12 protein-coding genes and 1 other RNA gene are annotated in these 13,051 nt (G+C 33.8%); 10 read left to right on the forward strand and 3 right to left on the reverse strand.

Going from position 1 to position 13,051, the window contains the following annotated elements:
- Window positions 1-5 precede the first annotated feature (5 nt).
- From G558_RS0103845 to G558_RS0103865, 5 genes are read left to right on the forward strand one after another with little or no spacing between them, the layout of a single operon-like run.
- Window positions 6-3,140 (forward strand): efflux RND transporter permease subunit, encoded by a 3,135-nt coding sequence (locus tag G558_RS0103845; protein WP_028828993.1) that lies wholly within the window; start codon window positions 6-8, stop codon window positions 3,138-3,140.
- Entirely contained in the window at window positions 3,140-4,066 is a 927-nt protein-coding gene (locus tag G558_RS12310) for a DMT family transporter (protein ID WP_051188444.1), read from the forward strand. The genes G558_RS0103845 and G558_RS12310 overlap by 1 nt, the downstream gene beginning before the upstream one ends.
- Window positions 4,059-4,646: a hypothetical protein gene (locus tag G558_RS0103855; RefSeq protein WP_028828994.1), complete on the forward strand. Its 588-nt coding sequence runs from the start codon at window positions 4,059-4,061 to the stop codon at window positions 4,644-4,646. The genes G558_RS12310 and G558_RS0103855 overlap by 8 nt, the downstream gene beginning before the upstream one ends.
- A gap of 24 nt (window positions 4,647-4,670) precedes the next feature.
- A complete protein-coding gene (locus G558_RS0103860) occupies window positions 4,671-6,785 on the forward strand; it encodes a GGDEF domain-containing protein (RefSeq protein ID WP_028828995.1) in 2,115 nt (704 codons plus the stop codon).
- 17 nt (window positions 6,786-6,802) lie between these two features.
- Window positions 6,803-7,993 carry a sensor domain-containing diguanylate cyclase gene (locus G558_RS0103865; protein ID WP_028828996.1) on the forward strand — a complete coding sequence of 397 codons (1,191 nt, stop codon included), beginning with the start codon at window positions 6,803-6,805 and terminating at the stop codon, window positions 7,991-7,993.
- 23 nt (window positions 7,994-8,016) lie between these two features.
- Here G558_RS0103865 and yfcE read toward each other — a convergent pair whose 3' ends face one another.
- On the reverse strand, window positions 8,017-8,559 hold the full coding sequence (gene yfcE / locus G558_RS0103870; protein WP_028828997.1) for a phosphodiesterase: 543 nt from the start codon (window positions 8,557-8,559) through the stop codon (window positions 8,017-8,019).
- A gap of 9 nt (window positions 8,560-8,568) precedes the next feature.
- Window positions 8,569-9,369: an NAD(+)/NADH kinase gene (locus tag G558_RS0103875; protein ID WP_028828998.1), complete on the reverse strand. Its 801-nt coding sequence runs from the start codon at window positions 9,367-9,369 to the stop codon at window positions 8,569-8,571.
- A 166-nt stretch (window positions 9,370-9,535) separates the two neighbouring features.
- Between G558_RS0103875 and G558_RS0103880 the strand changes: the two genes are divergently transcribed.
- A complete protein-coding gene (locus tag G558_RS0103880; RefSeq protein WP_028828999.1) occupies window positions 9,536-10,438 on the forward strand; it encodes an RluA family pseudouridine synthase in 903 nt (300 codons plus the stop codon).
- On the opposite strand, the gene acpP is transcribed toward G558_RS0103880, so the two are convergent.
- Entirely contained in the window at window positions 10,421-10,654 is a 234-nt protein-coding gene (gene acpP, locus G558_RS0103885; protein WP_028829000.1) for an acyl carrier protein, read from the reverse strand. The two genes, G558_RS0103880 and acpP, sit on opposite strands and share 18 nt — an antisense overlap.
- Window positions 10,655-10,761: 107 nt before the next feature.
- Between acpP and trmB the strand changes: the two genes are divergently transcribed.
- The 4 genes from trmB (at window position 10,762) to G558_RS13930 (ending at window position 13,016) form a co-directional block, all read left to right on the forward strand.
- Window positions 10,762-11,451 (forward strand): tRNA (guanosine(46)-N7)-methyltransferase TrmB, encoded by a 690-nt coding sequence (trmB, locus tag G558_RS0103890; RefSeq protein WP_028829001.1) that lies wholly within the window; start codon window positions 10,762-10,764, stop codon window positions 11,449-11,451.
- 1 nt (window position 11,452) lies between these two features.
- Window positions 11,453-12,454 carry a LacI family DNA-binding transcriptional regulator gene (locus tag G558_RS0103895; RefSeq protein ID WP_036931561.1) on the forward strand — a complete coding sequence of 334 codons (1,002 nt, stop codon included), beginning with the start codon at window positions 11,453-11,455 and terminating at the stop codon, window positions 12,452-12,454.
- Between the two features lie 69 nt (window positions 12,455-12,523).
- Window positions 12,524-12,705: non-coding RNA, 6S RNA (gene ssrS, locus G558_RS13610), on the forward strand.
- A gap of 158 nt (window positions 12,706-12,863) precedes the next feature.
- Entirely contained in the window at window positions 12,864-13,016 is a 153-nt protein-coding gene (locus G558_RS13930; protein WP_156888501.1) for a hypothetical protein, read from the forward strand.
- The last annotated feature ends 35 nt before the right edge of the window (window positions 13,017-13,051 follow it).

The raw sequence follows: 13,051 nt of genomic DNA on the forward strand, positions 1-13,051 counted from the left end.
TCACAATGAATTTAACAAAATTCTCTATTAAAAGACCAGTAACTGTATTTATGTCTATAGTTATAATTATTCTCTTTGGAGCAGTATCACTTTCAAAACTACCACTTGATCTTCTTCCGAATTTTGGGCTTACCTATGCGGCTGTAATAACTCAGTATAACGGATCGGGTCCTTATGAAGTTGAAAACATGGTAACAAAACCGCTTGAGGATGCTATTGGTTCTGTAAGTAATCTTAAAAACATAACATCTCAATCACAAGATGGAAGTTCAGTAATAATGATTGAATTTGAAGATGGAACAGATATGGATTTTGCAACTCTTCAGATGAGAGAGAAAATAGACATGGTCAAAGGCTTCCTTCCAGAAGGAGTCTCTGACCCGATGGTACTTAAATTCGACCCATCGATGGCTCCAATCCTATATATAAGCGCTTCTTCAAAGATGCCTTCAGAAAAACTGGGCAATTTTGTAGACGACAACATAAAGCAAAATATTGAGAGAGTTGCCGGAGTTGCATCTGTATCGGTAGAGGGCAAAGAAGAAAGAGAAATTCAAGTGGAGCTGATGCCAGAAAAACTTCTGGGATACGGCATAAATCAGAATCAGATAATTGGTATACTGCAGGCAGAAAACAATAATATACCAGGTGGAAAAACAGCCTATGGCGGGAAAGATATAACTATCAGGACTGTATCAAAATTTACGTCTGTAGAAGATATAAGAAATATTCCGCTTTCATTAGCGTCTGGAGGACAGATAAAACTGTCAGATATTGCTCAGATAAATGACACCACAAAAGAAAAAACGGCACTCTCAAGACTTAATGGTGAAGAGTCGGTAATGATATCTGTTCAAAAACAAAGTACAGCAAACACTGTACAGGTAATAAATAATATAAAAAAAGAAATTAAAAATATTTCTGATTCGGAAGATAGAGTCGAAATGGTTATACTTTTTGATCAGGCACAATTTATTGAAATGGTTCTGCAAACTGTATTTTCAAATTCAATTTTCGGGGGATTTCTTGCAATAGCCATACTATGGTTGTTCCTCAAAAACTTCAAAATGGCAGTTTCAATTGGATCCGCAATACCTATATCTGTAATAGCAACTCTTATACTTATATATTTTTCAGGCATAACACTTAATATGGTCTCACTGGGAGGACTTGCTCTTGGAATAGGTATGCTTGTTGATAATGCGATAGTAGTGCTTGAGAACATATACAGATACCATACACTTGGTTATGATAGATTTGATTCTGTTACAAAGGGAACCTCAGAAATAAGTTCGGCAGTGGTGGCATCTACGGCTACAAGTGTAGTTGTTTTTCTTCCCATAATATTTTTGAGTGGATTTGCTGCAAAGATATTTAAAGAACTTGCAATGACGGTGAGTTTTTCTTTGGCAACTTCTCTGATAGTTTCGCTTACGGTAATACCTCTGCTTTGCTATATAATGCTTGGAATAGACAGTAAAAAAGAGGCTCTTGGACTTGAAAACCCAGATGGGTCTGTAAAATACAAATCCAATATTATTAAAAAGTCACTTTCTGGGTTTGACAGAGGATTGTCCGAACTTACAGAGTTTTATGCTCAGACAATAGAATATGCTGTAGACAACAGAAAAAAGACTCTGGCAATTGCTGTTGCCATATTTTTGGGATCCCTTGCACTTTTACCTTTTATGGGTGCGGAATTCATGCCTCAGTCAGATGAGGGAAAGATAGATGTTGCAATCGAGATGCCCAAGGGAACTCAGCTTGAAGAAACCGATAAAATAGTAAGAAAAGTAGAAAAATATCTTATGGGGAATCAGGATGTAGATAAGATTTCAGCTGTCGTGGGTTCTTCATCGAATATGGGAGTAAGTTCGGCAAGCGCTGCAACTATAACAGCAGTTCTTAATAACAAAGAAGATAGAAAAAACAGCACTCCAGAAGTTGCGGAAGAAATAAGAGTTTTTGTGAAAGACATACCAGGATGTGAGATAAATGTAACTCAGACTCAATCAATGGGAATGGGAGCATCGGGAGAGGCGGGAGTCTCGCTTAATATTTATGGGGATGACATGGAAATGCTTAAGAAAATATCTATTGATATAGAAAAAATAATGACCAAAGTGGAAGGCATACGTGGAATTAAGAGCAGCATATCTGATGGATCGCCAGAGCTTCAGGTTGTGGTGGACAAAGCGAAAGCAAATTCTTACGGAATGACTTCATCGCAGATAGCTTCGATTGTGAGGAGTTCTATAGATGGGACTGTTGCAACAGAACTTAGTCGTGATGGTCAGGAAATAGATGTAAGGGTAAAAACAAAAGAAGGTTACTATAAAAATTCTGAAGACATTAAAAATATATCTATACAGCTCATGAATGGATCGTATGTACCACTTGGATCACTGGCAGAAATCTATATGGAAAAAGGACCAAGTGTTATAAACAGAGAGAACAAAGAAAGATCCATTAGCATTACTTCTGAAGTATACGACAGAGATATAAAAACAGTAAATGAAGATGTGGAAAAAGCAATAGAGAATTATGAATTTCCTGAAGGCTACCATTTTTCATTCGGAGGTCAGTATGATATGATGATGGATTCATTTGCATCACTGGCAATTATGCTTATGCTGTCAGTATTGCTGGTATATATTGTAATGGCAATGCAGTTTGAATCATTATTGTATCCCTTTATTATAATGTTCTCCATACCCTTTGCTCTCTCGGGATCGATTATACTTATATTCCTTACGAATAAACCTATAAGTATAATTACGTTCATAGGAGTCATAGTACTTGTAGGAATCGTGGTAAACAACAGTATAGTTCTTGTGGATTATATAAACACACTTAGGTCACGTGGAATGGATAAAAGAGAGGCGGTAATCCAATCTGGACTTACAAGGCTTAAACCAATCCTGATGACAGCCCTGACTACAATAATCGGGCTTATACCTTTGTTTTTCAGCAAAGCGCAGGGCGCTGAAATGCAATCTTCTCTTTCTGCAGTTGTAATAGGCGGACTTACATTTTCTACTGTCCTTACACTTGTTGTAGTCCCTGTTATGTATTATATACTTGATGATTTGCAAGAAAAAATTTCAAAAAAATTATTCAAGACTGCGGAGGAAAAGTGATGAGTGATAAGGTAAAAGCTTATATAGGAATTACCAGTACGGCCATGTTTTGGGGCGCTTCTTTTGTAAGTATAAAGATATGCATGGCGGTCTTCGGACCGCTGTATCTTGCATTTTACAGATATATACTGACGTCGCTTATTATATTTTTTGTCCTTAAACTGATGAATATGGTCGAAAAAATCGACAATAAGGATATATTAAGAATGGCCGTTTCTGGAATTGCAGGAGTTACCATATATTTTGCATGCGAAAATAATGCAGTGCTTAGAATAAGCTCTAATGAAGCATCCATACTTATAGGGATGATACCTATTTTTTCTCTGGTATTTAATAGATTTATTTATAAAAGTAAAATTACCCTAAGAAATGCTTTGAGTATCCTGGTTTCTATATTTGGAATATACCTTATAATAGGCGGGGCAAGTTTTTCCCTTAATATAGGTGGATATACATTTATGATAATGGCAGCTGTGTCGTGGTCAATCTTTCAATTCACAGTAAAACCACTTTTTGAAAAGTATAATCATATGACCATAACTATGTATCAGAGTTTCTTCGGAGTATTAGGATTTGTCCCATTTCTCAGACTTGATTATATGCATCTTGATAAGCTGGACATGAATGTATTTTTACATTTTATGTTCCTGACTCTTATATGTTCAGCATTATGCACTTACTTATATCTGTATTCACAGGAAATTCTAGGCATAAATATAACTTCTGTGTTTTTAAATCTAATCCCAGTGTTTACATTTGTGTTTAGTTTTGTTATTCTTAAAGAAAAGCTTTCTTTTATACAGATTATAGGAGCATTGATTGTAATTGTTGCTGTATCTTGCGTGAAGGAAGAAATTGTATATTCGGCAGGAAAGTCAGATGAATCTTGTGAAATAAAGTCTGTGGAGGGGTGTTTAATTGAGTAATAATATTACCACTATAGTAGCTGTGCTCATAGCCGTCAACCTTATATATGTAATATATTCATGTATAGTAAAGAAAAATTACTATGAAAACATATTTATTACGACATCTGTGTTTATAGGAGCCTTTATAATGAGGCCCATAAAAGCTTCGTTTGCATTTAATGCAAAATATGGCTTTTCAATATTAGATTTAATATATTATGCAATAATAGGATATATAATACTTGTTTCAGTCCTTAGAAATAATAATTTTTTTATGATAAATATGTCTTGGGAAGCTTTTTATAAAGTTGTAAAAGAAGTATTTAGAAAAAAAGGTGTAGATACATATTACAGAATCCCTGTAATATATATAGATGGTTCAAAAGCGAAAATTGAGCTCAGCATGAATCTTTTTGCAAAAAATGTTATAATGGTAAAATTTACTGGTGTTTCTTCGGTTGTAAAACTGAAAGAACTCAAGAAAATGCTTAACGATGAATTCCGAGTCGATTATGCAAAAGAATTTAAAAAATCAAAATATTTTTATCTTATATTCAATATACTGATGACAGTACTTATTTTACTTATTTATAGATAATGTAAAGAAAAAGAGGTGACTGGATTGGGGCTGGGTGATGTGAGTCTTAAGAATTACGAAGATATATATTATCATCTCAGGAAACTGGCGCGTGATGAATCGTATATAAAATATGTGTACGAAATGCTGGAGGCCAACAACAGAAAAGATCCTGAGGAGACTTGGTATGTTATACAGCAGATAATAAGTATATCGGAGTTAAATGGATATACTGTAGCTTTGGCATGGGGTAATGCTCTTGCAGGCTGGTTTTATTTGGACAGAGGAAATTCCATGACTGCATATAATAGTTTTATTAAAGCTCAGGAACTCTTCGTAAAAGAAAACATACTAGAAGGACAAGTATATTGCTGCAATGGAATAATGATGGTATATAATCATTATGGTCAATTCGAAAATGCATTCGATTGGGGAATAAGAGGGATGGAAATAGCGGAAGAAAATGATTTTGGAGATAAAATGTTTTCTATAAGCATTAATATGGCATCTATATTTATTGACTATGAAATGTACCAAGAAGCTGAGCGCCTTATAGAAAAATTTTTTATGTCAAAACTACATTACAATCCTGAGACAGTAATTCTTAGAAACAACCACAAGGCAAGAATAAAGCTTGCATTGTCTCTTGAGGACGAAGCTCTTAATCTTATTGATAAGACCATATCTATAGCTAATGAAAACGAAATCAATGGGTTGAAATGCATGCTTTATCTCACCAAAGCCCAAATATTGAGCAAGTTAAAGCAAGATAAAAGAGCTGAGGAGTTTTATGAAATTGCATATAAATATTCAATTAAATACAAAAATCATGGAAAAGATGAAATCTTAAAAAATTGGGGAAATCATTATCTGCAACAAGGCAAACTTCAAGCTGCGGAGCAAAAACTTGTAGAAGCCGAATCTTTTGGAAGGAACAGTGAAAAACGCTTTGTGCTTTCAAAGACATTAGCATACCTGACAAAACTTTATGCACTTAAAAAGGACTACAAAAAAGCTTATGACTGCTCTAAAATGAGGAACCAGATCCTAAGTGACATACTCAATTCTCAGACTAGCAAAGCCATATACAGAGCCAGCGAAAAAAACAGTCAGATAGCTGCAAGATCATACAAAGAGCTTTATGAAAGTATTAATATGTTATCAGAAACTGGTAAAAACATAACTTCTGAACTAGACATGGAAAAAATTCATTGGATATTGTATAAAGAAATTTCAAAACTTATGAAAATTGATGTGGTTGGCATTTGTCTGTATAATGAAGAAGAAGAGTCCCTTGAATATGACTTATTTATAGAAAAAGGGAAAAAAATTCCTGGAGCCAAGGTAAAAATAGGTGAGAAAATTTCGTTTGCAGAACACTGTATAACAAGAAACTGCGATCTTCTCATAAAAAACTCTCATATAGAGTATAACCGATACATTACAGTTGATTTTATAAGTATCCCATCTCAGTTTGACATACTACCCAAATCACTTATATACTGCCCTATGGTGTTTGCAGGAAAAGTAACTGGAGTAGTAACAGTGCAGCATTACCAGGAAAATACTTACAGCTACAAAGATCTGAGCAACATAAGACTTCTTACAAGTTACATATCGATAGCTGTTGAAAATTCAAAACTTTACAAATCAGCCAGGCATTATTCTACGCATGATCCACTTACAGGGGTGTATAACAGGCGAGAGATACATTCCATAGGCTACGGTATTTCTAAAACTTTAAAGAAAACAGATAAGTCTATTTCAATAATGATGCTTGATGTGGATAATTTCAAATCCATTAATGACAACTATGGTCATCATACAGGAGACGAAGTTCTTAAAAAAATAGGAGAACTTTTAAAAAACATATTTGATGAGGAGGGATACTCTGGCAGGTATGGCGGAGAAGAATTCATGATAATCATACCGGGAAAAACACATGATGAGGTAGTCAAACTCGCTGAACATTTCAGAAAAATCATTCAAGATACTGTAATTGAGATTAAGCAATACATACTTAGTGCAACGGTAAGCATAGGAATAGACATTTCAGAATCTTATAGTTTTAATCTTCCAAAATCTATAGCCCGAGCGGACACTGCACTTTACAGAGCGAAACAAAATGGGAAGAATATGGTTCTAGTAATGAATGATTAACAGGAGTAAGTGATAATATGAATATTGAAGAACATAAAAGATTATCTGAACAAAGCAGGCATCTTTCAAAAATATATGAAGAAGACGGGGACTACGAAAAAGCTCTTTATCATTGTGAGAAAATGGCGTCACATATAGATGCTATATTCAATGCCCAACATTGTGAATATATTAACGCAATCGACATAGAAAGTATAGGAAGTGAGAATTATTACAGAAAAATGTTTGCAGATATGGACAATATATCAGACATATGCAGGTCTATAACTGCAAACTTTGATTTCGAAGATATGATCAGTGATCTTACACCAAAATTGAAGGAAATTTTGAAAATAGACAGTAGCAAAATCACTATATTTGAAAATCTCTTAATTGAAGATGGGACCCTCTTTTCGGATATTGAGAGGCATATAGCAGATTCTTGCGTTAAAAGCAAAAAAGGCATTATGATAAATGACATTATATCTGAGGCAGGTAAATCGGAGATCGGTTTATACCGGGGAGTGGGGGAACAAAAACCAGGATCTCTTATATACATGCCCCTTATTTTACATGACCAAATTCTGGGATTGTTTGGTATACAATCAGATGATACAAATGCATACGATGATTCTGATTTTCTCAAGATGAAACTGATATCAGAATATATTTCTATTTCTCTTGAAAATTCAAAATACTACAATGAAAAAAATTATCATGCAACACATGATTATCTTACAGGAATGTTAAATCGCAAGGAATTACTGTCTATTGGTAATACAGAATTTAGAAGATTTAAAAAAGAAGGCAGAAACATTTCGGTCATAATTATAGATGCTGATGGGTTCAAAAATATAAATGATAAATATGGACATATGGCAGGGGACTTGGTTATCGTAAAAATAAGTGAGGTCATATGTGCAAATATAAGAAATGTTGATTATGCAGGAAGACATGGTGGCGAAGAGTTTATGATCATCCTCTCTGATACAAGTTGGGATGTTGCCTCAAAAATTGCTGAAAGAATAAGATTAAAACTTGAAAAAAGCAGGATAATACTAGATGATGGTAAAATTCTCAGAATCACAGCAAGTTTTGGGATTTTTCAGTTTGATGAAGATACTCAGGATTTTGAAAGCGGGGTTATTAAAGCGGATCAGGCTATGTATATAGCGAAAAAAAATGGAAAAAACCGCGTACATATAAATCACAGGCAGATGAGCAATTAGACATGCTCATGCCTGTGATTTTTTTATAATTTCATATTATCAATCATAATTTTGTTTTCAATATCCCAAAGCTCTATGGAGTCCTCATCAATAATTGCGCATGACCTGATGCCGTCTTTTGGTATAGAAGTACTACCAGGATTTAATACTACTATATCATCACCTGCTGTAAGTTCTTTTATATGAGTATGACCATATATCAGTATATCAGCACCAGATTCTTTTGCTCTGTATATCATTGCGAGTTTGCTCTCAGTGTATCCGTGACTGACAAATATTTTTTTATTATTAAATTCAAGAATTAAACAAGGGTCCTGAAATGGATGTTTTATTACCATTTCATCAACAGGGCTGTCGCAGTTACCCTTTGCTATATAAAAATTTTCCAGTTGATTAATACTTTCAGAAAGGCCCTTTGGGTCATAACCCCCGGGAATTTCGTTTCTTGGACCATGGTACAAAACATCGCCTGCATGAATTATACGATCACAGTCTTTCAGTATATCCATAGCTTTTTTAAAAAAATAAAGACTTCCATGAGTGTCGCTTATTATTCCAAGTTTCATAAATTCCTCCTATAAAAATCTATCGGTAACCTTAGCCCAAAAATCATAAGTATGTAATCTCAAAATTTTGATTTTCTTATCGCAAGTAGTTATTATTACCTTTGAAATATGATTATATTTATTCTCGATCCCATCATTTATTATAAGTAGAGAACTTTCGAATCTGTACTCAGGATCAATTTCAATGCGTGAGTCAGGGGCTGTAATTATGCTTGATGTGAAAGATCTGTATGCGTTGGTGTTAGTGGGAGAAAGTGGGGTTATTTGCAAACTTTCAAGAGAAGGGTCTATTATAGAGCCTCCAGCAGAGTAATTGTATGCAGTAGATCCTGTTGGAGAAGAAACAATCAGCCCGTCACCACTGAAACATTCTATAAATGAACTGTTTATTTTCAGCTTGAGATGTATCATCCGGCTTTTTGTTCCCCTTATGACCACTTCATTTATTGCAAGTATGTTTTTTTTGACTTCATTCATATATATATCTACTGTAACAGGGGCAATTTCTCTTATAGAATAATTGTTTTGAAGATAATTTTCTATAAGTAAGTCTATATCTTTGGGATTGATATCTTGCAAAAATCCAAGATGACCGGTATTTATTCCAACGATTGGTATATCCGGGTACTCAAAGTCATGGATAGTTTTTATAAACCAGCCGTCGCCACCTATTATTATAATAAGTTCAGCGTCGGGGACAAAAGTATTATACACAGAAAATCCGTGTACTTCTAACTTGTTTGAAATTTCATAAAATACCTCCTGAGATTTCTCGGTAGGATTTGAAGTGACAACAATTTTTCTGATCATAATGAATTCCGCCTTTCCAAAGTAATTATATCACATTAAAGATATAAAATAAATCCAAAAAGAGGCTGAAAACAGTCAATTAAATAAATTGAAATGCATGTAATTTAGTGATATTATAAGTAGATGTAAAGGGATATAAAACTTAAAACAATTAATGGAGAAACTTATGTGGAAAAAAGAATTACAAAAATATAATGAATTAATATGGTGTTGTGAAGAAAACAACACCTTAAAAGCAGAAATGCTTGATAATATGAATATATCAGTCAGGATGCTATGCAATCTTAAAAAAGCAAAAACAGTTACTCTAAATGGAAAATATGTTCCAATGCATACTGAAGTCTATAAGGGGGACACAATAAAAGTAAAGCTTCCAGAGGAAAGCAATGATTATCAGTCACAGAAGATGGAAATAGAGGTTTTGTACGAGGACTGGGACTTGATTGTTGTTGAAAAACCCTTTGGCATGGTTGTACATCCTACGAGAAATTATCAGGAAAATACTATGCTCAATGGTATCAAGAATTATTTTGAAGAAAATGGAATAAAATCAAAAATCAGATTTGTAAATCGTCTGGACAGAGATACAAGTGGAATTCTTATAGTTGCTAAAAATGCTTATGCCCACAGCGTGCTTACAAAAGATACATCTATGTGGGATATGTATAAAAAATATATTGCGGTAGTTGAAGGGGCAACGAATGAAAACGGGACCATAAATCTTCCAATAATGAAATCTGAAGATGGTATAAGAAGAATTGTAGATGAAAAAGGACAAAACTCTGTCACCCACTACAAAACGATTAGTCGAAATGAAAAAGCTTCTCTTATTGAACTTGAGCTTGAAACAGGGAGAACTCATCAGATAAGAGTTCATATGTCAGCGCTTGGACATCCGCTATATGGAGATGACTTATATGGAGGAAACACGGCGTTTATAAACAGACAGGCACTTCATTGCATTGAGCTTGGGTTTTATTCCCCAAGACTAGATAAGGAAATAAGGGTAAAAACAAAGCTCCATGATGATATCACGGAGCTAATGTCAAAGCTAGGCCTGAGTTGCTGATTCGATGTACTCAACAAGATCGCGGATAGTAAGTAGATCCTCGATTCTTTCATCAGGTATTTCGATTGAATACTCGTCTTCGATAGCCATAATTATTTCTACAGCGTCAAGTGAATCTGCGTCTAAATCAGTGGTCAGGTTAGAAGTCAGGCTTATAATTTTTTCGTCTATTCCTAACTGCTCGCTTATGATTTTCTTTATCGTTTTTAATATCATAAATTCCTCCTATTGTATAAAATATAACACGATGACCTCGTAAGAAGTATAATACAATAAGAAGATTAAATCAATATTTTTTTAAAATAAAATTACAGGAGCTATAAATGAGATACAGAAAACCCAAAAATTACAAAGATAAAATTGCTGAGTGTTATGGAGACGTTGTTATTGAAGCCCCAGAAAATCAAAAAGGATTTTGGAAAATCTGCTTTGGAAATGACAATCCCATATACATCGAAATAGGTATGGGAAAGGGTAATTTTTTAATAGAACATGCATTAAAAAATCCTCATATAAACTACGTAGGAGTTGAAAAAATCGAACCATTACTTCTTGGAACTTCAAAAAAAATACAAGATCTTGAACTTGAAAACGTAAAACTGATAGGAGCCAATGCAAATTTTATAGAAGATTATTTTGAAGAATCAGAAATATCCAGGATATATTTAAATTTTTCGGACCCATGGCCTAAAAAAAGAAATGCTAACAGAAGGCTTACACATCACAATATGCTCAAGAGGTATCAAAGTATCCTGAAAGAGGATTCATATATTGAATTTAAGACTGATAACAGATCCTTGTTTGAGTTTTCTGTATGTGAAATCAGCATGATGGGCTTTCTGATAGAAGAAATTAATATAGATCTGCATAATCAGGATATGGACCATAAAGATGAAAGATTAATAAGTACAGAGTATGAAAGTAAGTTTGTAAAAATGGGTAGAAGTATTTATAGAGTAAAAGCAAAGATAGATAAGTATTCAAATTATAATTATAATTCGGGGAGTGAATAATATGTCAGTTACAATAAAAGATGTAGCCAAAATGGCTGGAGTTTCAATTTCTACAGTATCAAGGGTAATAAATAACTCAAAGCCGGTTTCAAATGACATAAGAGTAAGAGTAACAGAAATAATAGAGGCTACAAATTATGTTCCAAATCCTATAGCCAGAAGCCTGGTACTGAAAAAAAGTAATTTTATAGGGGTTATAGTTCCAGATATCTCAAATTACAAAATAGGAGAAATCTTGAATGGCATAGAAGAGATTGGAAAGATGTATGATTATGATATTCTTTTATGTAACTCCTATGGTGAACTAAAAGATGAAATTAAATATATAAACCTGCTCATAAACAAGCAAGTTGCAGGAATACTTTTTGTGAGTTGGAATCTCAAACAAGAAGCAGTGGATATAATAACAAAAAGTAATATACCTTCAGTTTATGTAAGTAAAAATGCAAAGGATTTTGATGTGTTTTCTGTAGGGATCGACCACGAAAGGGCAGGCTATGATGTAGGAAACTATCTTATAAGCAAAAAAAACGAAGATATAATATTCATGAGTCCTGACCATACTTCGCAAACCATAAATTCCCTTATAATTGACGGGGTAAGAAGAGCATTCAAAGAATCTGGCAGAGTCTTTGAAGAAAACAAACTGAAGTATATAAAAGCAGATACAATATCAGCATATGAATTCATTATGGATTATATAAAATCAGGACAAGAGCTTCCCGATGCTTTTTTTGCAACCAACGATGACATGGCGGCGGGGGTAATAAACGCACTTTGTGACAATAACATTGATGTTCCCAAAACAGTTTCTGTTGTTGGATACGACAACACAAGAATAGCTAACATAATAAGGCCTACACTTACAACGGTTGAGCAACCCCTCTATGATATAGGTGCAATATCCATACGAATACTCATAAAAAAGGTAGAAGGATTTGAAATGAAAGAAAAGAACATAACTCTCCCTCACAAGATAATAGAGAGGCAAAGTTCTATATAATTGGAAGAAAACTAAGGCAATTTAAAAAAAGCCTTTAACAATTAACGATATTGTAGTATAATTATATAAAGGCACCTGGGATGTGCGTTATAGTTTTATTAAATTCAACCGACATATATTATAAGGGATTCTGATAGTATTTTTATGGATGACGGGCCTCCTTGCGAGGATATCAGAAATAAAGATCAAGAAACCCACCTGAGGAAGCTCGGGGGTGAATTTTCTGGACTAGACGGCATCTTGGGTGTTTTTTTTGCTTTTTTTTTAAAAAAAATAAAAATAAAAATAAAAAAATGAATTTTGCATTGACGATTCTTGCAGAATATGGTATTTTATATACAGGAACACTATCAAAAGCAAAGAAAATGAAATGTTTATAAAAAACATTGCATTAATAAGGAGGATTTTAATGGAAACTAACAAAAACTCAACTCAGGCAATAAGCAAAAATAAAGAAACAATGATGTTTTGCGGAGTTATAACTTGCATAAACTGTGTAAATGAAACTTGTACATCAGATGCTTGTGATTTATATGAAGATTCGCAGTCACAGGAAGGATAGAGATAACTTCTATGTTAATAAAAAATAGCATAAAT

This window comes from Proteocatella sphenisci DSM 23131 (assembly GCF_000423525.1).
Lineage (GTDB): Bacteria > Bacillota > Clostridia > Peptostreptococcales > Filifactoraceae > Proteocatella > Proteocatella sphenisci.